The 25,384-nt window shown below is 71.5% G+C and carries 23 protein-coding genes; 8 read left to right on the top strand and 15 right to left on the bottom strand.

Annotation, left to right across the window (positions count from 1 at the left end):
- Positions 1–217: 217 nt before the first annotated feature.
- The 4 genes from IEY93_RS03065 to IEY93_RS03050 all read right to left on the bottom strand — a co-directional run bounded on the left by IEY93_RS03065 (position 218) and on the right by IEY93_RS03050 (position 3,970).
- A complete protein-coding gene (locus tag IEY93_RS03065) occupies positions 218–1,852 on the bottom strand; it encodes a phospho-sugar mutase (protein WP_189161374.1) in 1,635 nt (544 codons plus the stop codon).
- Between the two features lie 34 nt (positions 1,853–1,886).
- Positions 1,887–2,075, bottom strand: a complete 189-nt coding sequence (locus IEY93_RS03060; protein WP_203968300.1) for a hypothetical protein — start codon at positions 2,073–2,075, stop codon at positions 1,887–1,889.
- A gap of 198 nt (positions 2,076–2,273) precedes the next feature.
- Positions 2,274–3,077, bottom strand: coding sequence for a purine-nucleoside phosphorylase (locus tag IEY93_RS03055; RefSeq protein ID WP_229690804.1), 804 nt, complete (start codon positions 3,075–3,077; stop codon positions 2,274–2,276).
- A 74-nt stretch (positions 3,078–3,151) separates the two neighbouring features.
- Positions 3,152–3,970: a hypothetical protein gene (locus tag IEY93_RS03050; RefSeq protein WP_203968301.1), complete on the bottom strand. Its 819-nt coding sequence runs from the start codon at positions 3,968–3,970 to the stop codon at positions 3,152–3,154.
- 121 nt (positions 3,971–4,091) lie between these two features.
- Between IEY93_RS03050 and IEY93_RS03045 the strand changes: the two genes are divergently transcribed.
- Positions 4,092–4,721 carry an RDD family protein gene (locus IEY93_RS03045; protein ID WP_189161371.1) on the top strand — a complete coding sequence of 210 codons (630 nt, stop codon included), beginning with the start codon at positions 4,092–4,094 and terminating at the stop codon, positions 4,719–4,721.
- A 110-nt stretch (positions 4,722–4,831) separates the two neighbouring features.
- On the opposite strand, the gene IEY93_RS03040 is transcribed toward IEY93_RS03045, so the two are convergent.
- Together IEY93_RS03040 and IEY93_RS03035 are read right to left on the bottom strand one after the other, a co-directional pair.
- On the bottom strand, positions 4,832–6,034 hold the full coding sequence (locus IEY93_RS03040) for a cytochrome P450 (protein ID WP_189161370.1): 1,203 nt from the start codon (positions 6,032–6,034) through the stop codon (positions 4,832–4,834).
- Positions 6,035–6,104: 70 nt separating this feature from the next.
- The gene (locus IEY93_RS03035) at positions 6,105–6,566 is read right to left on the bottom strand and encodes a GbsR/MarR family transcriptional regulator (protein WP_189161369.1); all 462 of its coding nucleotides are present in this window, start codon (positions 6,564–6,566) and stop codon (positions 6,105–6,107) included.
- Positions 6,567–6,733: 167 nt separating this feature from the next.
- Here IEY93_RS03035 and kynU point away from each other — a divergent pair, with 167 nt between their 5' ends.
- The 3 genes from kynU to IEY93_RS03020 are packed head-to-tail and all read left to right on the top strand — an operon-like array spanning position 6,734 to position 8,547.
- Positions 6,734–7,915, top strand: coding sequence for a kynureninase (kynU, locus tag IEY93_RS03030; protein WP_189161368.1), 1,182 nt, complete (start codon positions 6,734–6,736; stop codon positions 7,913–7,915).
- A gap of 45 nt (positions 7,916–7,960) precedes the next feature.
- The gene (locus IEY93_RS03025; protein ID WP_203968302.1) at positions 7,961–8,239 is read left to right on the top strand and encodes a BrnT family toxin; all 279 of its coding nucleotides are present in this window, start codon (positions 7,961–7,963) and stop codon (positions 8,237–8,239) included.
- Between the two features lie 5 nt (positions 8,240–8,244).
- Positions 8,245–8,547: a CopG family antitoxin gene (locus IEY93_RS03020; protein ID WP_189161366.1), complete on the top strand. Its 303-nt coding sequence runs from the start codon at positions 8,245–8,247 to the stop codon at positions 8,545–8,547.
- 28 nt (positions 8,548–8,575) lie between these two features.
- Here the strand turns inward: IEY93_RS03020 and IEY93_RS03015 are convergent, their stop codons facing one another.
- Entirely contained in the window at positions 8,576–9,028 is a 453-nt protein-coding gene (locus IEY93_RS03015) for a gamma-glutamylcyclotransferase family protein (RefSeq protein ID WP_189161365.1), read from the bottom strand.
- Between the two features lie 220 nt (positions 9,029–9,248).
- Here IEY93_RS03015 and IEY93_RS03010 point away from each other — a divergent pair, with 220 nt between their 5' ends.
- The gene (locus IEY93_RS03010; protein ID WP_189161364.1) at positions 9,249–10,640 is read left to right on the top strand and encodes an NAD(P)H-quinone dehydrogenase; all 1,392 of its coding nucleotides are present in this window, start codon (positions 9,249–9,251) and stop codon (positions 10,638–10,640) included.
- 13 nt (positions 10,641–10,653) lie between these two features.
- On the opposite strand, the gene IEY93_RS03005 is transcribed toward IEY93_RS03010, so the two are convergent.
- The 7 genes from IEY93_RS03005 to IEY93_RS02975 form a co-directional block, all read right to left on the bottom strand.
- The gene (locus tag IEY93_RS03005) at positions 10,654–11,931 is read right to left on the bottom strand and encodes a pentapeptide repeat-containing protein (RefSeq protein WP_189161363.1); all 1,278 of its coding nucleotides are present in this window, start codon (positions 11,929–11,931) and stop codon (positions 10,654–10,656) included.
- A 275-nt stretch (positions 11,932–12,206) separates the two neighbouring features.
- Positions 12,207–12,521: a hypothetical protein gene (locus IEY93_RS03000; protein WP_189161362.1), complete on the bottom strand. Its 315-nt coding sequence runs from the start codon at positions 12,519–12,521 to the stop codon at positions 12,207–12,209.
- Between the two features lie 61 nt (positions 12,522–12,582).
- A complete protein-coding gene (locus IEY93_RS02995; RefSeq protein WP_229690803.1) occupies positions 12,583–13,515 on the bottom strand; it encodes an oxidoreductase in 933 nt (310 codons plus the stop codon).
- Positions 13,499–14,020 (bottom strand): hypothetical protein, encoded by a 522-nt coding sequence (locus IEY93_RS02990; RefSeq protein ID WP_189161361.1) that lies wholly within the window; start codon positions 14,018–14,020, stop codon positions 13,499–13,501. The genes IEY93_RS02995 and IEY93_RS02990 overlap by 17 nt, the downstream gene beginning before the upstream one ends.
- A gap of 288 nt (positions 14,021–14,308) precedes the next feature.
- Positions 14,309–14,749: a helix-turn-helix domain-containing protein gene (locus tag IEY93_RS02985; protein WP_189161360.1), complete on the bottom strand. Its 441-nt coding sequence runs from the start codon at positions 14,747–14,749 to the stop codon at positions 14,309–14,311.
- A 91-nt stretch (positions 14,750–14,840) separates the two neighbouring features.
- Complete coding sequence (locus IEY93_RS02980; RefSeq protein WP_229690802.1) at positions 14,841–16,241, bottom strand: hypothetical protein; 1,401 nt, start codon at positions 16,239–16,241, stop codon at positions 14,841–14,843.
- A gap of 105 nt (positions 16,242–16,346) precedes the next feature.
- On the bottom strand, positions 16,347–18,095 hold the full coding sequence (locus IEY93_RS02975; protein WP_189161359.1) for an acetyl/propionyl/methylcrotonyl-CoA carboxylase subunit alpha: 1,749 nt from the start codon (positions 18,093–18,095) through the stop codon (positions 16,347–16,349).
- Between the two features lie 229 nt (positions 18,096–18,324).
- On the opposite strand from IEY93_RS02975, the gene IEY93_RS02970 reads away from it, so the two are divergent.
- Both IEY93_RS02970 and IEY93_RS02965 read left to right on the top strand, forming a co-directional pair.
- Positions 18,325–18,597 (top strand): WXG100 family type VII secretion target, encoded by a 273-nt coding sequence (locus IEY93_RS02970; RefSeq protein ID WP_189161358.1) that lies wholly within the window; start codon positions 18,325–18,327, stop codon positions 18,595–18,597.
- 10 nt (positions 18,598–18,607) lie between these two features.
- The gene (locus IEY93_RS02965; protein WP_229690801.1) at positions 18,608–19,153 is read left to right on the top strand and encodes a TadE/TadG family type IV pilus assembly protein; all 546 of its coding nucleotides are present in this window, start codon (positions 18,608–18,610) and stop codon (positions 19,151–19,153) included.
- Positions 19,154–19,190: 37 nt separating this feature from the next.
- On the opposite strand, the gene IEY93_RS02960 is transcribed toward IEY93_RS02965, so the two are convergent.
- On the bottom strand, positions 19,191–23,969 hold the full coding sequence (locus IEY93_RS02960; protein WP_203968304.1) for a type VII secretion EssC family protein: 4,779 nt from the start codon (positions 23,967–23,969) through the stop codon (positions 19,191–19,193).
- Between the two features lie 566 nt (positions 23,970–24,535).
- Between IEY93_RS02960 and cutA the strand changes: the two genes are divergently transcribed.
- Positions 24,536–24,865, top strand: a complete 330-nt coding sequence (gene cutA / locus IEY93_RS02955; protein ID WP_189161357.1) for a divalent-cation tolerance protein CutA — start codon at positions 24,536–24,538, stop codon at positions 24,863–24,865.
- Positions 24,866–25,384: the final 519 nt, after the last annotated feature.

Raw genomic sequence — 25,384 nt, 5'->3', positions numbered from 1 at the left:
CTACGACCAGGCAACCGCATGGTCACACCGCAACCACGACCTCGCCGCTTGACATTCAACGTCCAGGGATGTCTGACTCGACCCCAGGCCGGTTTCCGGTGCCCACGGAGGCATCCTGGCCGACGTCGGGTCAGACGATCCGCGAGCGGCTTCGAAGGCGGGCCGTGGGGCCGGCCGGGCCCATTGAGGCATCTGGGCCCGGCGCGGTGACCGGGGCTCAGAGGCCCAGGGCTGCTGCCAGGTCCGTCTTGACGGCCGCCAGGTCGCTCGCGGCTCGCGTACGGGCGGCAGGAACGTCGCCGCCGGTCACGGGGACGACGACCTCCAGGTAGCACTTGAGCTTCGGCTCGGTGCCGGACGGGCGGACGACCACACGCGCGTCCCCGTCCAGCCGGTACCGCAGCCCGTCGGTCGGCGGCAGGTCGTCCACACCCGCGCTCAGATCGTCCACCTCGTGGACGCCCCGGCCGCCGAGGGCCTGCGGCGGGTTCGAGCGCAGTCGTTCCATCGCAGCGGTGATCAGCGCGAGGTCGCTCACCCGGAACGAGAGCTGCGCGGTCGCGTGCAGGCCGTACCGTCCGGCCTGCGCGTCCAGCAGGTCGAGCAGCGTCCTGCCGTCCCGCTTGGCCGCCGCGGCCATCCCCGCGATGGTGAGAGCGGCCCCGATGCCGTCCTTGTCGCGCACCGGCAGCCCGCGATCGGAGCCGACGCTGTGGCCGAGCGCCTCCTCGTACCCGTAGACCAGGCCGTCGCCGGCCTTGACGATCCACTTGAACCCGGTCAGCGTCTCGGCATGCCGCACCCCGTGCGCCCGCGCGATCTTGCCGAGCAGCGAGGACGACACGATGGACGCGGCGACCAGGCGGTCCGGCGCCGAGGTGCGTTCGATGACCCACTCGCCGAGCAGCCCGCCGGTCTCGTCACCGGTCAGCATCCGGAAGCCGCCGTCGGGAGTCGGCACCCCCACGGCGCAGCGGTCGGCGTCCGGGTCGTTGGCGATCAGCAGGTCGGCTCCGGTCTTCTCGGCAAGCCGCAATGCGAGATCCATCGCGCCCGGCTCCTCCGGATTGGGGAAGGAGACCGTGGGGAAGTCCGGGTCCGGGGTGAACTGCGCCTCCACCACGGCGGGCGGCGCGAACCCGGCGGCGGCGAAGGCCCGCAGCAGGATCTCCCCGCCCACCCCGTGCATCGGCGTGTAGGCGACGCGCAGGTCACGGGCGTCGCCGATCGGCAGCGCCGTCACCGCCGCGAGGTACGGCTCCACGATCGCCGCATCGTCGAGCGTCTCCCAGCCGGTGCCCAGCGGCAGCCGGTCCACCGGCCCGGTCTCCTCGATCGCCGCCGAGATCTCCACGTCCAGCGGCGGCACGATCTGCGCGCCGTCCCCCCAGTAGACCTTGTAGCCGTTGTCGCGCGGCGGGTTGTGCGAGGCGGTGACCATGACGCCCGCGTCGGCGCCGAGGTGCCGTACGGCGAAGGCCAGCACCGGGGTCGGCCAGTGGTGCGCCATCAGCGAGACCCGCAGCCCGGCGCCGGTGAGCACGGCCGCCGAGTCGCGGGCGAACACGTCGGAGTTGTGCCGGGCGTCGTACCCGATCACCACGTGCCGGCCGGGGCCGAGCCGCCGGGCCAGCCCGGCGGCGGCCCGCATGACGGTCACGCGGTTCATCCGGTTGGGCCCGGCGCCCAGTTCGCCCCGCAGCCCGGCCGTGCCGAACTCCAGCCTGGCCCCGAACCGGTCCTCCAGCGCCACGGCGTCACCCGCGTCGAGGATGCGCCGGAGCTCCTCCCGCGTCTCGGGATCGGGATCCTGCGCCAGCCACTCTTCCGCCCGCGTCACCAGTTCCGACATCACACCTCTTCATCCGCACCTTGCACAATGACCCTCACCGCATCCAGCCGTCCTGGCCGATCCCGGTGGGCGGCGCGCCGCTGCCACCGGCCTCGCCAGGCCGATCCCTAGTCTCGCCCACCGCCTCTCCGGCCCCGGCCGAGGAGACGGCCTGCTGGCCGATCGCGGTGGGGTGCGTCGCTGCTGTCACCGTTCTGACCAGGTCGATCCCTAGTCTCGCCAACCACCGCTCCGGCCCCGGCCAAGGGGCGGCCTTCGGGGCTCTTCGCTCGCCTGCTCTGCGACTGCTCACCTTCGTCGGGTGGTGTGTTCCGTCCGTCCGATGGGCTGCTTCGATCGGCGCCGCGTCGGCGGGACGGTGTGCGGTGAATGCCGGCGCCGCCCTACGGCGGGGAACCGGTGCAGCCGTACGGTCATCGCACTAGAGCTTGTTGACGACCTTGGCCAGCAGGAGGCCCATGCGGGCCGCCGTCACGCGGCCGACCTCCAGGACCTCCTCGTGGTTCAGCGGCTCGCCCACCAGGCCGGCCCCGGGGTTGGTCACCAGCGAGATGCCCAGCACCTCGGCCCCGGCCTCCCGGGCGGCGATCGCCTCCAGGACGGTGGACATGCCCACCAGGTCGCCGCCCAGCGTGCGCAGCATGCGGATCTCGGCCGGGGTCTCGTACGTCGGGCCGCGGAAGGCGACGTAGACGCCCTCGGTCAGTGACGGGTCGGCCTCGCGCGCCAGCTCGCGCAGCCGCCGCGAGTACACCTCGGTCAGGTCGATGAAGGTCGCGCCCGTGATCGGGTTGGCGCCGGTCAGGTTGATGTGGTCGCTGATCAGCACCGGGTCGCCGACGTTCTGCGTCTCGGGCCGCAGCCCGCCCGCCGCGTTGGTCAGCACGACCGTGCCGGCCCCGGCCGCGACGGCGGTACGCATGCCGTGCACCACCGGCTCGACGCCCCGGCCCTCGTACAGGTGGGTGCGGCCCAGGAAGATCAGCGCCTTGCGACCCGACTCGGTCTCGACCGCCCGCACCCGGCCGGCGTGCCCCGCCACGGCAGGCGCGGTGAACCCGGGCAACTCGGTCACAGCATGCTCGGCGATCGTCGTCCCGATGGCGTCGGCGGCCGGGACCCAGCCCGACCCCATGACCAGCGCGACATCGAAGGACTCCACCCCGGTGAGGGCTTTCAGCGCCCCCGCCGCCTCCGCGGCCAGTGAATAAGCGTCATTGCTCACGCTCACCGAGGCTACAGCCCTGATGTCCGCTTCAGTACCCGTCATCCCCGCCCTCTCGCCATGAGCCGGGCGTTTCACCGTAGCCAGATGCGCAGCGGGCCGATCGGTGTGAAGCCCTGGGCGAGGGCGGGACCGAGGTCGCCGGGATGTTCGTAGCCGACCATCGGACGGGCCGGGAAGAGGGCACCCGCCATGGCCACGGCGCCTGCCCAGGCGGCGTCCATGTCGCACCCGGAGGCGAACACGTTCGACACGCCGACCACCCGCCCACTGGTGTTCAGCGCCGCCCCGCACACGACGTCCCCCTCGATGCGCCCGGCGAGCAACGTCACGGCGGGCTCGCCGAGCAGCGCGGCCGGGAACAGCACCCCGTCGTACTCGCCGAGCAGACTGCCCTCCCACTCGCGCAGTTCCTCCGCCCCGCCGACCGTCCCCCAGACCACCACATCCCCCGTGGCCGCCCGCGACTCCGCGACGACGCCACCCGTGGCCGCTCGCGCCTTCCCGACAGCGTGCCCGGCGGCCGCCTGTGATCCCATGACGGCGCCTTCAGTGTTCTCCGCGGCCACCGCGTCCTTGTCCTCGATCGCGGCCGGCCTCATGATCCACTGCGCGTCGAACAGCACCCGGAAGCCCGCATCGCTCAGGTCGAGCTGGGCGTACCCGTCCTTCACCGACGGTTCGGCGGAAACCAGGTCGATGGCCGCCAGCACCTCCTCGGCGGACGCGTCGGGGGAGAGGGTGACCGCGTCCGGGTACAGCGGCGGCGACCGGCGCGGGTTCGCCCACACCGTCTCGGTGAACGTCCCCGGCATCCCGTGCGCCCGGCACACCGCGTCACACCACCCGGCGTTGTTCCGCACCGCCTCGCGCACCCACATCTCCCCCGTCATGCCGCCATCTTGACCACCGTTCACCGCGCTGTCATGTCAGTTCTTCATCGCATGACTTATGGCGCCGAACGGTGATCGAATCGCTATGTCGCGACAAGTCGACTGCTGGGAGACTTGCGCGGTGACTTTCCTGGATGCCGCCGCCCAGACGGCGGTCGCGGCCCGGCGGCACCGGCTGGGCGCGTTTCTCATCGACAGCGTGATCCTCGTCGTGGCCGGGGCTGCTGTCAGAACCGCGCTGAACTCCCCGGTCGGCGACACCTCCGCGGAATCGGCCGGCGTCGCCTACGGACCGGACGCGGAGTACGACTCGATCCTGCAGACCTTCTGGTCCAACCCCTACGCCGGAAACCCGTACTGGTACCTCGACCTCACGCTCATCGTGCTGTGGGTGCTCTACTTCTGGCTTTCGCACGCGCTGTGGGGGCAGACCGTCGGCAAGCGGCTGTGCCGGCTGAAGGTGGTCGCCGCCGACGGCGGGCGGCTGACGGCAGGCCGGGCCGGGGTACGAGCGCTGATCTACGCCGGAGCCACCGCGGTGCCCTACGTGGGCGTGATGGTCGGCCTGGTGGACGCACTATGGATCTTCGCTCCGCGCAAGCGCTGCTTGCACGACGTCCTGGCCGGCAGCATCGTCATCGACATCTCGGCAGGCTCCCGAGGACGCGGACCCGGCATCGCCCTCTTCGTCGGCCTAGGCCTGATAGTCCTTCTCGCCGGAGCCTTCCTCTTCCTCGCCTGGAGTAGGTGATCTTTCGGGCGGACACCATGCGAGCCGCCTGAACGCCGCTGAAGATTCCTCCGAGAGGCGTCGCTTCGGAAACCGCGCCTCTCGGTGGAGTCGTGCCGCCGGCGGGCGGGTCAGCGGAGGGGGAGGTGGCGGACTCCGGTCATGGTGGGGGTGGGGATGAAGGCCACGGGGTCGTCGGGGTCGGTGCGCAGTGGGTCGTACCGGTCGAGGAGGATGTTCAGCGCGACGCGGCCCTCCAGCCGGGCCAGGGGAGCGCCCAGGCAGAAGTGGATGCCGTGGCCGAAGCCGAGGTGCGGGTTGGGGTCGCGGCCGGGGGCGAACACGTCGGGGTCGGAGAACTGGCGCGGGTCCCGGTTCGCCGCTCCGAGCCAGAGCATGACCAGGCGGTCGGCCGGGATGGTCTCTCCGCCGAGTTCGACCTCGCGGGTGGTGGCGCGGGTGACGGCGGCGAACGGGGTGAGGAAGCGGAGCGACTCCTCGATGACGGCGGGGATCGAGGCGCGGTCGGCGCGGGCTCTGGCCTGCTGCTCGGGGAAGGCATCCAGGCACAGCACCGTGTTGCCGAGGAGCATCGTCGTGGTGACGTGCCCGGCGAGCAGGAGGATCATCGCGAAGTTGACCACCTGCCGGTCGGGCAGGCGTTCGCCGTCCACTTCGGCCTCGACCAGCCTGGTGAGCAGGTCGGCGCGCGGCTGCCGCCGGCGTTCGGCGGCGTGGGTGCCGAGGTAGTCGGTCATCTCCTTGAGCGGCGTCAGCGCCGCCTGCAGGTCCTGCCGCTGCTCCTCGGTGGACTTGTTGAGCGAGACCTGCGTGTCACGCTCGAACAACGCGTTGGCCCACTGCCGGAACAGGTCGCGGTCGCTGCTCGGCACACCGAGCAGTTCGGCGATGACGGTGACGGGAAGCGGGTAGGCCAGATCGGTCACGAGCTCCAGGTGGCCGCCGCGTTCGCGGGCGGCGTCGAGGAGTTCGTGGGTGAGGTCGGCGATCCTCGGCTCCAGGTCGGCGACGACCTTGCGGGTGAAGGCGCTGCTGACCAGCTTGCGCAGTTTGGTGTGCTCGGGCGGGTCGATCTGGGTGAGAAAGCCGGACAGTGAGAAGTCCTCGCTCTCCGGCAGCATCTCCTTGGGGACCACCCGCATGGTGTCGGAGGAGAACGTGACGGGGTCGTTGAGGGCCTCCCGTAGTTCCGGGTAGCCGTAGACGCTCCACAGGCCGGTGCCGGCGTCGTACTCCACCGGCGGACCGGACCGGGATCCGCGCACCCAGAAGTGTTGTTCGGGAACGTGGTACCGCTCGATGAAGCTGGTCATCGCCTCTCCCTTGGTCCTGGCTCGATGCTCGGTCGAACGGGTTTCGGAACCTCCGGCGATCTCCGGGTTCTCAGCCGGATCGGTCGCGGTAGTCCTGCCAGCGCTTGAGGAAGTCGTCCGCGTCCTGCACGGTGAAGGCGAAGAAGTCGCGGGTCTCTTCCAGTCTGGTGCGCTGCTCGGGACGGTCGTCGCCGACGATGGACAGCCCGAAGTCCAGGGTCTCGAGGCTCCGCCGTACCCCGTCGAACTGCACCCGCATGGCTTGCGCCCAGCCGCCGGCGACCACGCGATAGCGGTGCTCGCGGTTCGGTGTGGGCGCGTGCTCGATCATTCCGCCCGACTCCAGTTGCCGGGCGACCGTGCTGACCGCGGTCTTGCTGACGCCGAGCTCCGCCGCCAGATCCGTGAGGGACTGGTCCGGTGGGTCGCAGATCAGGAGCCACGCGTACAGCCGGCCCATCGTCCGCGTTCCACCCAGGCGCTCCATCACCAGGCCCATCCGGTCGATGAACTCACGTTCCTGCGGCTCCATCGGAATCAACCTTGTCCCGTTCGTAAAGTTCGTACTTGACGAACGCTACGCCGATGCACGGCCCCCGGCAATCGTCATGACCGAACCGGTGGGGGGAGATGTCCGGCAACGGGGGGATTGCGTAACGTTCGAGGGGAAACGGCGAGTCGGCGGTGGAGGATACGGAAATGAGTGACCTGGCCGAGCGTGCGGCGAAGCTGGACGCGGAAGACGCGCTGGCGAAGGTCAGGGACGAGTTCGACCTCGACCCCGCGGTCGTGTACCTCGACGGCAACTCGCTCGGCGCACCGCCGAAGCGGGTGGCGGCTCGGGTGGAGCACGTCGTCCGCGAGCAGTGGGGGCGGCGCCTGATCCGCTCATGGCCGGAGGGCTGGTGGACGGCCCCGGAGCGGGTCGGAGAGAAGATCGCCCCGCTGGTCGGCGCCGCGCCCGGGCAGGTCGTCGTGGCCGACTCGACCAGCGTCAACCTCTTCAAGGCCCTCGTCGCGGCGGTCCGGATGAACCCGGGACGCGACGAGATCGTGGTGGACGCCGCGACCTTCCCCACCGACGGCTACATCGCCGAGTCGGCGGCCGAGCTGACCGGCGCGGTGCTGCGGCCGGTGCCGCCGGACGCGCTGGACGAGGCGCTGAGCGACCGGACGGCGGTCGTGCTGCTCAACCACGTGGACTACCGGACCGGGCGGCTGTACGACATGGCCGCGGCGACGGCCAAGGCGCACGCCGCAGGGGCGAAGATCGTCTGGGACCTGTGCCACAGCGTGGGCGTGCTGCCGATCGAGCTGGACGCGCTCGGGGTGGACCTCGCGGTCGGCTGCACCTACAAGTTCCTCAACGGCGGCCCCGGCGCGCCGGCGTTCATCTACGTGCCGGCCGCCCTGCAGGAATCGTTCCGGCAGCCGTTGTCCGGCTGGGGCGGGCATCGCGACCCGTTCGCGATGGAGGCGAGGTACGCGCCGGCTCCCGGGATCGCCCGGGCCCGGGCCGGCACCCCTGACATCCTGTCGCTGCTCGCCCTGGACGCCGCACTGGACGTCTGGCGCGAGGTGGACCTGGCGGACGTCCGGGCCAAGGGCCTGGCGCTGACCGGGTTCTTCATTGAGTGCGTGGACGAACTGACCGGCGACGCCGTCGAGGTGGTCACCCCGCGCGACCACCGGCGCGGCCACCAGGTGTCGCTGCGGCACCCGGACGCCGAGGCCCTGGTCGCCGAGCTGACCGCCCGTGAGGTGATCGGCGACTACCGTGCCCCGGACGTCCTGCGCTTCGGCTTCGCCCCGCTGTACGTCCGCTACCAGGACGCCCACCAGGCCGCCACCACCCTCGCCGACCTCCTGGCCACCGGCTGACGTCAGCGTTGGGCACTCGTACTGCGAATGTATTACGATGAAGGCGTGGGATACAGGCCCATTCAGTGGACAGAACGATCTGAGGAGCACATCGCCCGACATGGCGTGACGCCGGAGGAAGTGGAAGAGGTGGTGTTCAGTCGGCCGCAATGGGAGGCACTCGGCCGCGATGACAGCACTCTGGTCTACGGCACCACTGATGCGGGCCGTTACCTGCTCGTTGTACTGGCTGACAGCGTCGCGGAGTCGGAGGCCTGGTACGTGGCCACCGCACGGGACATGACTCAGCGCGAAAGGAAACTCTTCGTGCAGAAGGCGAGGTGATGGTGATGCCACAGGACAAGATCGATGAGCTTGCCGCCTACTACGACGAGCATGACACGACGGCCGAACTGGAAAAGGCGGTGCCTCGTGAGGCCGTGCCGGTCGACGAAGTCATGATCGTGACATCGTTGCGGCTTCCCAAGCCGGTAATGGATCAGGTACGTGAGCGTGCGCGGGCGCGCGGGGTCAAGCCGACCGCACTGATCCGCGAGTGGGTGGAGGCGGCGCTGGCAGGACAGGATGCCGTCGTGCCGGTCAGCGTGATCTTGGCTGCCGTCACGGAGTACGGGCAGAGGCGCGCCTCGTAGGTCAGCCTCTCTTCGGGTCCTGTGACACTCAGGAGCCGATGGAGGTGCAGGGGCGGTTGCGGAGGTCGGCGACGTAGTCGTCGGGCGCGCCGGCCTTCTCCGCGGCGTCGGCCAGGATGCCGAGGTAGCGGGCCGAGGGCAGGCCCCCCTCGTAGTCGTTCAGCACGTGGAACCAGGCGACGACCTCGCCGTCCAGGGTGGCCACCCGCAGCCGCACCTTGTGGTAGAGCCCGAGCACGGCGCCCTCCCACTGGTCGAGAGACTCCTCGTCCCACTCGGGCACGTCGTACAGGACGACGAAGACCTGCTCGGCGGGGTCTTCGGCGATGGTGGCCAGCGCGCCCTCCCAGCCGACGTCCTCCCCGCCGAAGGTGAGGCGCCAGCCCTGCAGCCAGCCCGTACCCCGCATGGGTGAGTGCGGGGCCCGCTGGGCCATCTGCTTGGGGTCCATGTTGCTGCCATAGGCGGCGTAAACCGGCACGGCACACAAGCCTAATCCAAGATCGGCGCGCAGGACCGGCGTCGCCGTCGCAACACGCGCGCGACCATGGCCGAGGCGCTGCCTTCTTCCGGTGACGAGAGTCACCACCCGTGGATTCGTAGGGGTTTTTCGGGGGAAATCGAGCTTTTTACTGGTCTTCGGGGTTGTTGCCGGGGTATCGCACGTCTCGCACTCCTTGCTATGCGGGACAATGGAGGACGTGACGAGCATTGTGATCATTGGTGGTGGGCCCGGCGGTTACGAGGCGGCCTTGGTCGGCGCCCAGCTCGGGGCCGAGGTCACCGTGGTCGAACGCGAAGGCCCCGGCGGAGCCTGCGTGCTCACCGACTGCGTGCCGTCCAAGACGATGATCGCCACGTCCGTCCGCAAGCAGGCCCTGCTGGACGCCTCGTCCCTCGGCGTGCACTTCACCGGCGGCGCCGACGGCGACGTGGGCGGGGTGCGGGTGGACCTGCCGCTGGTGAACGAGCGCGTCAAGGAACTCGCCGCCCACCAGTCCGCCGACATCGCGGCCCGGCTCGCCGCCGAGGGCGTGCGGGTCGTCCGCGGCACCGGACGCCTGGCCGGTCCGCAGCTCGTCCAGGTCGGCGACGAGACGATCACAGCCGAAGTGGTGATCATCGCCACCGGCGCGACCCCGCGGGTCCTGCCCGGCGCCGAGCCGGACGGCGAGCGGGTGCTCAACTGGCGCCAGCTCTACGACCTGCCCGAACTGCCCGAGCACCTGATCGTCGTGGGCTCCGGCGTCACCGGCGCGGAGTTCGCCGGCGCCTACCGTTCGCTGGGCTCACAGGTCACGCTCGTCTCCTCGCGCGACCGCATGATGCCCAACGAGGACGCCGACGCCGCCGAGGTGCTCGAAGAGGTGTACCGGCGCCGCGGCATGAACGTCATGGGCAAGTCCCGCGCGTCGTCGGTCAAGCGCACGGCGGACGGCGTCGTCGTCACCCTGGAGGACGGCCGGACGGCCGAGGGCAGCCACTGCCTGATGACCGTCGGCATGATCCCGAACACCTCCGGCATCGGCCTGGAGGAGGCCGGGGTCACCCTCGACCGGCACGGGTTCATCCAGGTCGACAAGGTCTCGCGTACCTCCGCCCCCGGCGTGTACGCCGCGGGCGACTGCACCGGCGTGCTCATGCTCGCCTCGGTGGCCGCCATGCAGGGCCGCATCGCCGTGTGGCACGCCCTGGGCGAGGCGGTCCAGCCGCTGCGCCTGGCCACCGTCGCCTCGACCATCTTCACCGACCCCGAGATCGCGGCCGTGGGCATCGCCGAGCGGCAGATCGAGGCCGGCGAGGTCGAGGCGAACGTCGTCAAGCTGCCGCTGGCCACCAACGCCCGCGCCAAGATGCAGGGCTTCCACGACGGCTTCGTCAAGCTGTTCTGCCGGCCGAACACCGGCATCGTGCTCGGCGGCGTCGTGGTGGCCCCGCGCGCCTCCGAGCTGATCCTCGCCCTGTCGCTGGCCGTCCAGCACCGGCTGACCGTGGACCAGATCGCGCACACCTTCGCGGTCTACCCGTCGCTGTCCGGCTCCGTCACCGAGGCCGCCCGCCGGCTCATGCTCCCCGGCACCTCGATCATCTGAGGCGCAGGCCGGCTCAGGTCATGCGGGAGCGGACGCGGCCGAGGGCGTCGCGGCCGTGGTACAGCGCCGCCGCCACCCCCGCCAGCTCGGGCTCCGAGCGGGCCGTGCCCAGCGAGTGCTTCGCCGCCTCGTAGGCGTCCAGCGCGCGCCGCCAGTCCTGGTCCACGCTGCCGGACGTCATGTGGTTGATCTTGTAGTCGAAGTCGAGCGCGTCGATCTCCTCGCCCAGCCTGATGACCTGCTCCTCGGCCGCCCGCCGGGCCTCGGCGAACCGCGCGGCCCGCTCGGTCCTGCGCCGGTACGACAGGCCCCAGAAGATCAGGGTCATGCTGAGCCCGGCACCGGCCAGGATCACCAGCACCAGGCCGAGCCCGCTCTTGCCGCGCTGCGCCGCCGGCACCCCGTCACCGCCGGTGCCGGTGCCGGCGACATCCTCCGGCAGGTCCTCGGTGTCGCCGACCGCGTCATCCGGGACGTTCACCGGCTCGCCGAGCGCCCCCGCGAGGTTCAGGTCGTCCGCCTGGATGAACGAGGCGCGCTCCACGGTGGCCCCGTGCAGGTCGGCGCCCTCCAGTTCGGCCTGGGTGAACTCCGCCTCGGTCAGGTCGGCGCCCTTGAACGACGCGAACTGCAGCCTGGCCTGCCCCAGCTTCACGTCCTCCATCTTGGCCCGGGTGAAGTCGGCCTTCCTCGCCTGCACCTGGCCGAGGGTGGCGTCCTCCAGGTCGGCGCCGACCAGCTTGGCGTCGGTCAGATCGGCCTGGGTCAGCTCGGCCCGCGCCATCTTCGCGCCGGTGAGGTCGGCATGCGGCAACTCGGCCTGCCCGCCCTCGGTGTCCTCCAGGATCGCGTCCCGCAGCGTGGCGTGCTTGGCGTGCAACTGCCCGAGATCGGCCTTGGTCAGGTCGGCGCCGGTCAGGTCGGCGTACTCCAGGTGGGCCTGGGTGAAGTCGGCCTCCTTCATCGACGCCTTGCGGAGAATCGCCCCGGTCAGATCCTTCTGAGTGAAGTCGACCTCGTCCAGCTTGGCGCCGGTCAGGTCCGCGCAGCGCAGGTTGTCGGGAAGGGCGGCACCGCCGGTGAAGTCCTTGCCGCGCAGCTTGAGGCCCGACCCGGGGCGGCACGGCGCCGCGAGCGGCCCGCGCGCGGAGGCCGGGAGCGTCGGCACCACGGCGTGCCGTGCCGATGCCGCGAGCGCAGCCGTCGCTGGCGTGGACGCCGCCGACGCCGGTACGGCAGGGACGGCGAGCAGGAACAGCCCGGAGATCAGGGCCAGGGGGATGGAACGCAACGCAAGCCTCCTCGACTACTGCGCCGAGTCTGGCAGCTGATCATATACGCGGGGTTGCACCCGCCTTGCAGATCGCTTTCCCACGCGAAGGCACGCGAGGACGGAGATCCGGCCCGGTGGCCGGAGGCAAGGCGCTGGTGGGCTGTCCATGAACGTCGACCGGCCGGACGCCGTAGCCGGCGCCGGCATCGGCGTACCACGACCCGCCGACCCGGCGCCGATCACACCTGGACGGCGGGAATTTTCATGATCGTTCGGTCCTTCGGTCCGGTGGGCTATGGCTTCATCGGTGACACGCTGGTGCTCACCGGCCTGCGACCGGTGGGTGCCTGACGGTAGCGGCCGCCTGGTCGATCTCGGCTTGGGTGAACCCCGCCGACTTGTAGATTATTTAGGGATTGTTCGTCGAAGCGGGCCTTGTAGGCGCCGTGGATGAGGTGCGTGCTCATCGCCGGGATCGACCAGTAGTGCGCCGCACGACCATGGCATAGGCTCCATGGCGCCAGCGACGCGGCGGCGTCCTGCCACCCGGCTGTGGCGGTGTCGGGCAGCGGGATCTCGCCGAACAGGTGGTCGGCGGCGAGGACCACCAGGCGTGCCTGTCTGCCTGACGTTTGCGGCGTCGCCTCGGGCGCCCGCAAACGTGCGCGATCAGGCGAACTTGTCTAGCTCGGCGATGTCGTCGCCGGTCAGCTCGATCAACCCAGCCCGGAGGTTCTCCTCGAGGTGGGCGACGGACTTGGTGCCGGGGATCAAGACAGTTGCCGGGGACACCGCCAGCAGCCACGCCAGGGCAATCTGGGCGCGGGTGGCGCCGTGCCGGGCGGCGATCGCATCGAGGGCCTTTTCCTGGTCATCGGTCACTCTCAGGCCCGGGGGAAGCTGGGATTTGTCGATGCCCGGGTTCAGCATGCCCGACACCATCGGGAAGTACGGCGCGAACGCGATGTCGTGGTCCTCGCAGTAGCGCAACACGTCCAGCGCGCCCCGGTCGAGTAGGTGGAAACGGTTCTGCACGAACGCCACCGGGGCCATCTCGCGGGCCTTCTCCAACTGATCCACGGTGACACCGCTCAGCCCAAGATTCCGGATCAGGCCTCGCTCCTGGAGTTGGACGAGCGCGCCGAAGGACTCCTCAAAGGGGGTCTCGCCGGGAAACAGCATGCCGTCGCCGCCAACCCGCAGATACACTAGGTCCAACCTCGCCAGGCCAAGGGTCGACAGGTTCTCCTCGACCTGGTCGCGGAGGGCCTGGGGGCCGGCTTCGGCATTGAACGTCTTGTACTCGTCCCGGACGACACCCACCTTGGTGGCGATCACCAGGTTCTCCGGGTACGGGTGGAGCGCCTCCCGGATCAGTTCGTTGGCGATGTGCGGGCCGTAGGCGTCGCTGGTGTCGATGTGGTCGACGCCCAGCTCCACCGCCCGGCATAGCACCGCCAGCGCGGTGTCCTTGTCCGCAGGCGGGCCCCAGATCATCGGGCCGGGAAGCTGCATGGCGCCGTAGCCGAGCCGGTTGACGCTCAGGCCGTTGGCCGGCTGGATCCGTCCCGCGGTGGCGGCGGGCTTACTTTCCTGACTCACTGCTGGCCTCCTCTCGTAGTGCGCGCGGGCGGGTCTCCCGCGCGTCGGATGAAGTGATTCGTCGCTGTACCGAGGCAGTCGTCACGCCCCCGCTCTCGTGCCGGTCGAGCTTGCCCCGGGTTACTAGGTCGTGGACGCCCTGACGGGTGATGCCGAGCATCGCGCCCGCCACCGCGTAGGAGACGGCCTCCGCCGCCGGGTGGCCGACCCTGCGGACCATGACCTGGCCGAGTGGGGTCTGCCACCACCCTGGCGGCGGGTTGAAGCCGTGGTCACTGGGATAGAGAGTGATCACCAGCCGGATCGCGGTGCGCCGGGCGAGGTCCTCGTCCTCGCCCAGCAGCGCGAGAGCCCACGCTCCGGCGCGCTCGGCCAGCCGGCTGTGCACCGGTGACAGCTCCGAGCGTGACTCCAGAAGGATCTCCAGCGGATCGAGCAGGCGCACCTCCACCAGACCGATCAACTGGGAGGCCAGTTCGCCCCAGGACGGCAGTTCCTCGGCCATCGCAACTCCAACTCCTACTTGACGCTCAGTATCAAGTACTAGACATTTGTCGTCAAGTATCGGGATGGCGACCTTCCGGGCACCTTAGATCCGGGCAAAGAGGCTGACACAGCGCCGTCCGCCCGTCATCGGGAGCTGAACAGGGACCACCCGGGCCAGTCCCGAGCGCGTCCTCAGTCGGCAGGTAGCTGCTCTACGGGGGGTTGAGGTCCTCAAGGGGTGTGTCGGGATTAGCAGGTTTCCCGACAGGCCGCCGAAGCGGTGCTCGACGGCCCGAAAAATCGGACATCAGCGGATCAACCATTGCTCTGCATCGCGGGTTGGATCCCGGCGCTGGAGCGTCCCGCGTTTGCCAAGGTCGCCGCGGCCGCGCACCGTGGCGACGTCTTGACGGTGTCGGAGCTGTTCCGGTTGTGTCGCGACCTGGTCGACATCCACGCCGTACGTGACTGGTGTCAGGATAGGGATCAGCTCGTCTTCGCGCAGGTAGCCGGACGCGCCAGAAGGGGGCACCACCGGTCGTTTGACCGGTGGTGCCCCCTTCTTGTTGGACTTGTTCGGCGCCCAGCCGTTGCGCCACCGCTTGCCGGTCCGCCGGTTGATCCCGACGACCCGGCACGCCTCATAGCTGCTGAAGCCTTGATCCATAAGGCGGAAGTATTCCCCCCGCTCTGCGGTCGGCTTCTTCGGCCCCTGAGAGGATCGGATCTTGCGGATTTCGAAGTCCATCGCACTCCCCGAGCTGGGGTGTTGCGACGACCACTAGAAGGGAAGGGGCGCGCCGGGGCTCTCGCCGAAGAAGGATGTGCCGGGACAGGCTCTACCAGTCGCCTCCGCCGAAGTCGCCGCCACCGAAGTCGCCACCGCCACCCCAGTCGCCGCCTCCGCCGAAGTCGCCGCCGCCACCGCCCCAGTCGCCGCCGCCCGCGGACTCGGCGCCCTGGGCGTACCCGGCGTCGTACCCGGAGCCGTAACCGCCATAGCCGCCGAAGCCGAAGCCGCCGAACGAGCTGCCGAGCACGGTGCCGATGAGCATGCCGGTCATCAGGTCGCCGCCGAAGCCGCCGTAGTAGCCGGAGGCGTAGGGGGCGTAGGCCGGGCCGGCGTCCCAGTAGGGCCGGCGGTGGCCGTCCACCATGACCTCGCGCATCTGCGGGTCGAAGCCCTGATCGATGCGCTGGGCGTCGGACGCGCAGGCCGGCACCTGGCGCGGGGCGCCGCCGGGCGGGGCCCAGACGACGTCGCGGACGGACGGGCCGTGCTGCGGGTTGAAGAAGCAGGGGGCGCGCCGCTCGGGCAGCGGCTCGTGGTTCACCCGGGCCTTGACGCAGGCGAGGGCGTAGCGCCCCTCCTCCAGGGTGGTGGTCACGCCGCGCAGGTCGTCGGCGCGCTTGACCTCGGTGAGCTGGGTCTTGGCCCGCTCGTAGGAGTCGAGGGCGCGCTGCCAGTCGTCCCCGGTCGTGGCGGAGTTGTCGGACACCTTGACGTCGAGGTCGAGCCCGGTGATCTCTTCGCCGAACTTGGTGACGTCCTCTTCGACGGTCTGCTTGACCGCCGCCAGCTCCGCGGCCTCCTTCTCCTCGCGCTTGCGGCGCTGCCGGCGCGAGATGAAGAAGATGCCGAGGCCACCGGCCAGGGCCAGCACGAGGATGCCGATGAGGACGCCGCCGCCACCGCCGCCGCCCGCGGCGCTGCCGGACTTCAGCGCGCCGCTTGAGTCACCGCCGACGGCCTTGTCGACCCGGTTCACGAAGTCCTGCATGCCGGTGACGACGTCGCTGTTGTTGCTGGTCGCCGCGTTCGCGAGCTGGGCGGCCAGGCCGCGCTTCTTGATCGACTTGGAGCCGGCGAACAGCGAGTTGCCGTCGAGGACGGCGATCGTGGACGCCGGGCGGTTCTCCAGGTCGAGCGCCTGGCCGAGGGCGGTGATCAACTGGCCGGCCTGGGCGTCGGTCGTGACGCTGCCGTCGGCCAGGGCGGCGACGTAGATCCGGCTGTCGGCGCCCTTGACGGCGTCCCGGATGCCGGAGATCTGGCCGGAGTCGAGCTTCACGCCCGGCCCGACGTACACGGGGTCGCCGGTCTTCCAAGCGGCCATGATCGCGTTCGGGTCGGGCGGGGCCGCGGCCAGGGCCGCGGGAGCCGCCGCGAACAGCGTCAGCAGTGCGGCCAGCGCGCCCACCAGCATGGCGGACACGCGGCGCTTCGAATCAGTGGTCACGGCTTTATGCCTCCTTCGTCCTACAGGACGAATGGCGAATCGTCAGAGTTCCTCGGTACGCAACCGTATCTTCATACGTACCGGAAAACCCCGCAGCCGCAGGGCTCAGCCCTCCTTGATCTCACAGATCGCCGCGCCCGCCGTGACCGTCTGGCCGACGGTCGCCGACAGCCCGCTGACCGTGCCGGCCTTGTGCGCGGTGAGCGGCTGCTCCATCTTCATGGCCTCCAGCACCACGATCGTGTCGCCCGCCTGGACGACGTCACCGTCGGAGACGGCCACCTTGACGATCGTGCCCTGCATCGGGCTGACCAGGGCGTCTCCGCCGGCGGCCGCCGCGGGACCCTTGCCGGCGGCCCGGCGCGAGGGCTTCTTGGGCGCGGCGGACGACGGCCGGGACATCCCCGCGGAGGCGGGCAGCACGACCTCAAGGCGCTTGCCGCCGACCTCGACGACCACGCGCTCGCGCTCGACGGGCTCCTCGGTCGCGGTCTCCCCGGCGTAGGGCTCGATCGCGCCGGTGAACTCCGTCTCGATCCAGCGGGTGTGCACGGTGAACGGCTCGCCGGTGAACGCGGGGTCGGAGACGACGGCCCGGTGGAACGGCAGGACGGTCGGCATGCCCTCGACGACGAACTCCTCCAGCGCGCGCCGCGAGCGGGCCAGGGCCTCCTCGCGGGTGCGGCCGGTGACGACCAGCTTGGCGATCAGGGAGTCGAACGACTGCGGCACGGTCATACCCGCCTCGTAGCCGGCGTCCAGGCGCACACCGGGCCCGGCGGGGGCGCGCATCGCGGTCAGCGTGCCGGGGGCGGGCAGGAAGTTGCGGCCGGCGTCCTCGGCGTTGATCCGGAACTCGATGGAGTGGCCGCGCACCTCCGGGTCGTCATACCCGATCGGCTCGCCGTCCGCGACGCGGAACATCTCGCGTACGAGGTCGATGCCGGTGACCTCTTCGCTCACCGGGTGCTCGACCTGCAGGCGGGTGTTGACCTCCAGGAAGGAGATGGTGCCGTCCTGGCCGACGAGGAACTCGCAGGTGCCCGCGCCGACGTAGCCGGCCTCCTTCAGGATGGCCTTGGAGGAGGAGTAGAGCAGGTCGAGCTGCTCGCCGGTGAGGAACGGCGCCGGGGCCTCCTCCACGAGCTTCTGGTGGCGCCGCTGGAGCGAGCAGTCGCGGGTGGAGACCACCACGACGTTGCCGTAGCGGTCGGCCAGGCACTGCGTCTCGACGTGCCGGGGACGGTCCAGGTAGCGCTCGACGAAGCACTCGCCACGCCCGAACGCGGTGACGGCCTCGCGCACCGCCGACTCGTACAGGTCGGGGATCTCCTCCATCGTGCGCGCGACCTTCAGCCCGCGCCCGCCGCCGCCGAACGCGGCCTTGATCGCGATGGGCAGGCCGTGCTCGGCCGCGAAGGCCACGACCTCCTCCACCCCCGACACCGGGTCGGGCGTGCCGGCGACCAGCGGGGCGCCGACGGCCTGGGCGATGTGCCGGGCGGCGACCTTGTCGCCGAGCGCGGTGATCGCCGAAGGCGGCGGCCCGATCCAGGTGAGGCCGGCGTCGATGACGGCCTTGGCGAACTCGGCGTTCTCCGCGAGGAAGCCGTATCCCGGGTGGACGGCGTCCGCGCCGGACTCGGCCGCGATGCGCAGCAGCTTGCCGATGTCCAGGTAGGTCTCCGCAGGCGTCTGCCCGCCAAGGGCGTACGCCTCGTCGGTCATGCGCACGTGCAGCGCGTCGAGGTCCTGGTCGGCGTACACCGCCACGCCGATGAGCCCTGCGTCCTTGCATGCCCGGGCGATTCGCACCGCTATCTCGCCGCGATTGGCGATAAGCACCTTCTGCACCGAGGTGGTCCCTTTCCCTCACGGCCTTGCACGCCTTCAACGGAGTGTAAGCGGCCTTTGATCTGCCGTAAGCCCCTACCCCCCTCGTTACTTACTCGCGCCGGGCGCCCGGCGCTAGGGGTCGAGGGCGATATTCGCTGGGCATAACCGGTGCGTCAGATGAGATCGACGTCTAAAGTAAGGGCGTTTGGCTACCCCCTGTGTGCAGACGATCCCGAAGGAGACCGGCATGAGCCAGAGCTTGCTCGGCGGCGACCCCGCGGAAATGCAGAACATGGCCGCCCAGTTCACGCAGCAGGCCGAGCAGGTGCGCCAGACCATGGCGGCGCTCGACCGCGAGGCGGCGAAGGTCGGCACGGCCTGGACGGGGCCGGGCGCGGTGCGCTTCGGCGGCGCCTGGCAGAACTACCGGCAGGCCTTCCAGCGCATGTCGGAAGAGCTGACCGAGGCCTCGCGCATCATCACCACCTACCGCGGAAACATCGAGTCCGCGACCCGCTGACGGTACGGCCGTGGCCTCGGCGGGCGACGCCCGGCGGCGGCCGGGCGGCCGTCCGGTGAGCGGGCGGCGACCGGAGTGCCGGCTTGGGAACTGCGGGCGCACGGACGACCCGACGGTGGGGCGGCGGCACGCGTGCGACCGAGGCGGGAGTGATCGGGGCGCCTCGGTCGTCGAACTGGCGCTGATCATGCCGGTGGTGCTCGTGGTGATCCTGCTCGTCGTGCAGTTCGCGCTGGTCTTCCACGGCAGGCAGGTCGCCGACGCCGCGGCCCGTGAGGGGGCGCGCGTCGCCCGGGCGGCGGGCACCTCCTCGTCCGGCTGGCAGGCGGCCGCCGAGGCCCGCGCGCGGAGCGTCGTCCGCGCGGTCGGGCCCAAGATGCTCCAGGCGGTCCAGGTGCGGGCCTGGGAGCGGGGTGACCAGCGCGGCGTGGTCGTCGAGGGCCAGGCCGTGGCGGCGGTCCCCCTGCTGCCCGGCATGAGCTTCACGATCACTTCCACCTTCGGCGGCCCCATCGAGTGCTTCCGCCCCGACGACGGCTCCACCGGCTGCCAGTGAGCGCCCTGACCCGCCGTCCGCGTCCCGGGCGGCGCGGTCACAGGGCCGTGACGGCGGCCTGGATCGGGGTCGGGGTGCCGCTGACGACCAGCAGGCCGCGTCCGGGCGGGCCGCCGACCGCGCCCCTGGGCAGGCGGACGTTGAACAGGTCGCCGTCCGCCGGGCTCTGCACCGACAGCAGCAGCCCGGTGCGTCCCTTGCGGGCCTCGGCCACGAATCCGCGGTAGGCCGTGGCCAGGTCGCCCGTCGTCCCGGCGATGAGCAGCCCGTGCTCGCCGTCCCTGCCGCTGCGCAGAGTGTTCTCCAGCGCCATGCCGAGCGGGGAGTCGGGGGAGACCAGCTCGGCGTCGTCCACCGTCACCACGTACCGCTCGCGGTCGCCGACGACCGCGGCCAGGTCCTGCCCGTCACCGGTGACCACCCCGAGCACCCCCTTCTCGCCCGACAGCTCGCGCAGCGGGCTGCGCCGCGGCGCGACCACGACGACCGGAGTGCCGGCGGACAGCAGGAAGCGCGCGGCGGTGAGCAGCGCCGACGAACGTCCGGACCGCGCGGGCCCGGCGACCACCGCGGCCGGGCCCTGGGCCAGCAGATCGACGCCGAGCGGGGCCAGCGCGTCGCCGCCCGCGCCCAGCAGCGCCCACAGCGGCGAGGGCGGCGTGAAGCCGGGGGACAACTCGAGCGCCTGCGTGGCGGTGATCCGCATCGGCAGCGCGTCCACCCGCAGCAGCCCGCCCGGTTCGACCCCGGCCTGCGCGGCCGTACGGGCGAGGGCCTGCACGGCCGCCACCTGGGCCGGGCCGGAGGGGTCATCGCAGAGCAGGGCGATCTGGCTCTCCACGACGCCCTGCTCGCCGACCGTCAGCGCCCGTCCCGGCGGCAGAGCGGACGGGATGGCCTTCGGCGGCAGCCCGGCCAGTCCGTAGTCCGCCGGGTCGGCCAGCCGCATGATCAGCCGGTCCTCGAACAGCGTGGAGATCTGGCCGAGCAGCCCGGACCGGTCGGCGGTGACCACGGCGCGCAGGCCCACCGCGGGCCCCTCCCGGAGCAACTGCATGAACGCCTCCAGCAGCCGCCCGTAGTCGTAGCCCTCGAACGCCGCGGTGAACCCCTCCCACCGGTCGAGCATGAGCACCAGCCAGGGCATCCGCAGCGTCTCGCCCGCGTACGGGTCGCGCCGGGCGGCGGCCCTGGCCTCGGCCAGCGAGGCGTACCCCGCCTCGGCGAGGAGCTGCTGGCGGCGGCCGACCTCGTCGCGCAGCCGGGTGAGCAGGCGTTCCACCCGGTCGAGCTGGTCACGGGTCACCACGGCGCCGCAGTGCGGCAGCGCGACCAGCGGGAGCAGCGCGCCCGACCCGCAGTCGATCGCGTGCAGGTGGACGTCGCGCGGCGAGGTGAGCATGGCGATCGACCCGGCCAGGGTGCGCAGCACGGTCGAGCGGCCGGTGCGTGCGGTCCCGGCGACCAGCAGGTGGCCGCCGTGGACGGGGTCGAGCACGAGCGGCCTGCGGTCCTGCGCCGCGGGCAGGTCGGTGACCCCGAACGGCAGCGGCGGCACCTCGCCGCCGGTCCCCGCGTACTCGGCGAACCGTTCAGGCTCCGGGGGCATGGCGGCGTCGGCGCGCAGGCGGATCACCGTCTCGCCACCGGGTTCGCCGAGCTCGGCGCGGCCGGTGGCCGGCCCGCCGCGCGGGGAGGGTGGGTCGAGCAGGACGGAACCGGGGAGCGGCGGCAGCCAGGGGCTCGGCTGCCCGGGGACGCCCGCCAGCCGCGCGGCGTCCACGATGGCGTCCACCAGGAGGGCCAGGTCGCTGCCGGGCCCGCCGTCGGCGCCGGACGGGCCGTCCGGCTCGGGGGCCGTGCGCAGCGGGTGGCCGAGGTCGCGCCAGCCGACCTCCACGACCTTCGGCCCGCCGCCACGGCGCGCCGCCCGCGGCGCCCGGCCACCGACCCGGGCCGTCTGCACGGCCTGCGCGGGGCCCGCGCCGGAGCGGACGTAGCAGCGGCCGGGGGTGGACTTGGAGATGTGCGCGGCCTCCGGCCCGGCGATGACGTCGGCCGACTCGGCGGGCTCGGTGACGCGCAGGGCGATGCGCAGCGAGGTGTTGGCCTGGATGTCGGCGGTGACCACGCCACCCGGCCGCTGGGTGGCCAGGACGAGGTGGATGCCGAGGGAACGGCCGCGCCGGGCGATGTCGACCAGGCCGTCCATGAAGTCGGGCAGCTCCGCGACCATGGCGGCGAACTCGTCGATGATCAGCAGCAGCCGGGGCAGCGGCTCGGCCGCGGTGCTCCCGCGCGTGAGCGAGGCGTGCGCGGCCTGGTCCCTGAGCGCGTGGTAGTCGTCGATGTCCTTGGCGCCGGCGGCGAGCAGCAGCCGTTCACGGCGGCGGATCTCGGCGGCCAGCGAGGCGAGCGCCCGCTGGGTCAGGTGCTCGTCCAGGTCGCTGACCATGCCGACCGTGTGCGGCAGCCGCACGCACTCCTTGAACGCCGCGCCGCCCTTGTAGTCGATCAGCACGAACGTCATCTCGTCCGGCCGGTTGGCCACCGCGAGCGAGCAGATCAGCGACTGGAGCAGCTCGGACTTGCCCGCTCCCGTGGTGCCCGCCACCAGCGCGTGCGGGCCGTCCCTGCGCAGGTCCACGCTGAACGGCCCATCGGCGCCCAGCCCGATCGGCGCCTCGGTCGTGCGGCCCCCGGCCCGCCACCGCGACGCGATCGCCCGGCCGGACGGGGCGGTCAGGCCGAGCAGGTCGAGCAGGCGCACCGAGCCGGGCAGCACGGCGGCCGAGTCGTCCCTGCTCACGTCACGCAGCGGGGACAGCGCGCGGGCGAGCCGCTCGCTCCAGGAGGAGGTGACCTGGTCGGCGAGGATCTCCCCGATGGCCTCCAGCCCGCCGCCGCGCAGGCGTACGAAGCCGTCGGTCCCGCAGTCGACCACCGTCGCGCACTCCTCCGGCAGCAGGCGCTGGTCCTCGTCGATCGCGATCGTGTAGACCCCGGCGCGCGGCCCCTGCCGCAGCACCTGCGGCATGCCGGGCAGCGCGCGCAGCACCTGGGCGCCGTCCATGATCACCAGGATGTCGTACGGGCGGTCGTCGTAGGCGGCGTACAGCGGCTCCTCCTCCGCCCCAAGGGACCGGCCCCAGCCCTTGGCCGAGGTCAGCGCGCCCAGCCCGTGGTCGTCCTCACCGAGCCGTTCGCCGATCAGCGCGGCCAGCTCCGCCACGCGCTGCGCGGCCGCCTCGGGGTCGGCCCCGACCAGCGCGACGCAGTCGGCGTCCCGGGGCGCGCAGTGCGGCAGCCAGCGTGTCCAGCCCCACTGGGCGGCGCCGTCGGCGTTGGCCGACAGCACGACCACGGCCAGGTCGCGAGGGCTGTGCAAGGTGACGGCCGAGCCGACCAGCGACCGGGTGAGCCCGAGCGCGACGTCGCGCGGCCCGGTCACGCCCGCGACGCCGAGCCTGCGCATGGCCAGCGACACCGGCACGGCCCCGGCGGTCGGCGGGTCGGGCATCGGGGTGTCCGGCGGCGCTCCGCGCTCGGGCACGAAGTCGATCTCGGCGGGCAGGTCGGCGAGGCCGATGCGCAGCCGCATCGCGTCGGGGTCGTGGCTCCTGCGCTCCCACAGCCGCCTGCGCGGCCCGGTCGCGGTGAGCAGCAGCTCGGCGGGGTCGGGGAAGGCCGCCCGGCGTTCGACCTCGTTGACCGCCCTGGCCTTCTCCAGCGCCGACTCGAAAGCCGCCAGCCGCTCCTTGTACGCCTTGGTGGCCTGCCGGTGCTTCTTGCGCCCGTGCCGCCGGTCGCTGATCCACTGCCCGATCATGATCATTGGGGTCATGAGCGCGATGAGCAGGTAGAACCAGATCTGGAAGACCACCGCCAGGGTGAGACCGAGGACGGCCGGCAGGCAGGCCGCCAGCAACTGCAGGCGTATCCCCTCGCCGCGGACCGGCTCGACCGGCACCTCGAACCGGCGGCCCCGGCCGGCGGGACGCAGCCGCGGCGGCCGGTTGTAGGCCAGGCCGCCGTCCGGCAACCCGTCCAGGTGCGCGTCCGGCGCCTCGGTGGCCCGCAGCTCCAGCACCGAGGTGCCGCAGGCGAGCGCGGCGCCCTCCGGCCACGGCCGGGGCGCCCCGATCGGCTCGCCGTCCAGCCGGGGGACGGTGTACGCCGTGCCCCGCGTCAGGTCGCCGATGATCTCGGCCCCGGCCCGGGCCGTCGCCGCGTCCTTGGTCGCCCGGCCCCGGCGGCGCGCGGCCCGCCGGGCCCTACGCGAGGGCCTGGCCTCGGGCGTGACGTACATCGACCGCACCAGCACTCCGTCCGGGCCCACCCGCACCTCCGCCGCCTCGGGCGCGAGGTGGTGGTCGTCGACGCGGACCGCGCAGGAGGGGTCGGAGCCGATGACGTGGACGCCGAGCCCCAGGCGGTGCACCGAACCCGCCGCCGGGCCGCCGGCCACCCTGATCTCGACGACGCCGCCCGGCTCGGCCAGGACGGTGGAGGTGGCGGCACGCTGGTCGAGCGTGACCAGGTCGCCATCGCGCAGGGCGGCGGTGACGGGGGCGTCCGGGGCCAGCCGCCTGCCCTCCACCCATAGTGAAGGGGCGTCGGGCAGCGGCGGACGCGCCGCCCGCCCGCCCAGGCCGTACGGCGCGCGGGCACGGGACAGGCGGACGACGTTGTCGTGGCGTTCGGCCGGTGGACCCTCCAGTGCGGCGGCGAGCCCCGCGACCGTGGTCTCCTCATCGCCCTCGACGACGACGTCACGACGGCCGTCCTCTGAGACCACGGTAAGCATGATCCGCATGCGTCGTCTCCTCCGGGTCCACGGGCTCGGCGGCCTTTTCGCGCTACAAAGTAGCGACGCGAGTCCATCCGCTCTGGAGGTTCACGTCAACCGGACCTGTGCTTTCCCGTTGCGCGACTTCTTACGTCCCTCACCGTCCGGGGGGCTGTGGTGTGCACTGTCCGGCTTATAGGGTGAAAGCGATCTATGTGCTTTATGTAACCCTGCGTCCGATATTTGGGCTGCACGGCAAGGTGGGCCTCCGTGGGTGGGCCGACTGTACACAGGGCCTGTGGGTGGAGCTGTGGACAACCCGTGGTCCTGTGGATAACTCGGGGGTCTTTTGGTGGGATTTTCGGTACTAAATCGGATACATTGCCATCTTTCCGGCGGAGGTGGATCGGTGGACAACCGTCAGGTGCTGTGGATAACTCTGTGTACATCCCACCCTGCTCGCCGGACCCATCTCGTTCGAGCCTCGCACCGATCACCCGCCCCGGCCCGAGGCCGGAGGCGCGCGGTCTCGTCATGAGAGCCTGGCCGCGGTGTGCCATGGCAGGCGCGCGGAGGAGCCGGAGGGGACGCCCATGACGCAGTACGTCCAGGTCCAGGTCGCGATCGACGACCGCGCCAAGGCGGCGGAGCTCGCCGGGTCGGCGGTCCGCGCCCGGCTCGCCGCCTGCGCGCAGATCGTCGGGCCGATCACCAGCGTCTACCGGTGGAAGGGCGAGGTGGAGGCGGCCGAGGAGTTCCTGCTCCTGGTGAAGACCACCCGCGAGCGCTCCGCCGAGCTGACCGAGCACCTCCGGCGCGCGCACCCGTACGAGACCCCGGAGATCATCTGCCTGCCCATCGAGGGCGGCCTGGACGCCTACCTGAGCTGGATCGGCGAGGAGACCCGGACCTCGCAGGCATAGGCGGAGCGACGCCGGCCCCGGCCGGGCGGCGGGCCCTCGTCTGGAAACGACGGGCAGGTCCGGCGAAAGCTCCCGTGCGGACGTGTTCGGGCGCGGTGGCCTCTGCCGACGATGGCGCTGCGGAGCGCCGGGGAAGGACGCCGACGCGAGGGTGCGGGTGGCCCGCCGGGGGTGCCAGGTCGAACACCAGGTGAAGCCCCGGTCATCCAGGGTTGAGGAAAGGACGTGCTGGGGATAAGGGGAGTGGTGATCGTGATCGGAGTGGCCTGCGATACAAAATGGAATATCATTGGAAATATCGTCTAGACGGGGTCACCAGGCCATTACGGTTCTTGACGCTCCCGTTGACAGTCGATCCATAGTGGTTGAGCATGGGTCCGGTTTCTGTCCCCGCGCATGGTGCAAGCTGCACACAATGGCATGACATTTCCGGAAGATAGCCCTGCGACCCCCTTCGTCCTCCATATCCGTGACCATGCCGTTCCGCATCGTGGTCATGCCGTTCAGCACGACCGGCCC

It is taken from the genome of Sphaerisporangium melleum, from assembly GCF_014646695.1.
GTDB lineage: Bacteria > Actinomycetota > Actinomycetes > Streptosporangiales > Streptosporangiaceae > Sphaerisporangium > Sphaerisporangium melleum.
The sequence above is the reverse complement of the archived record's forward strand: the minus strand, read 5'-3'. Positions and strand labels throughout refer to the sequence as shown.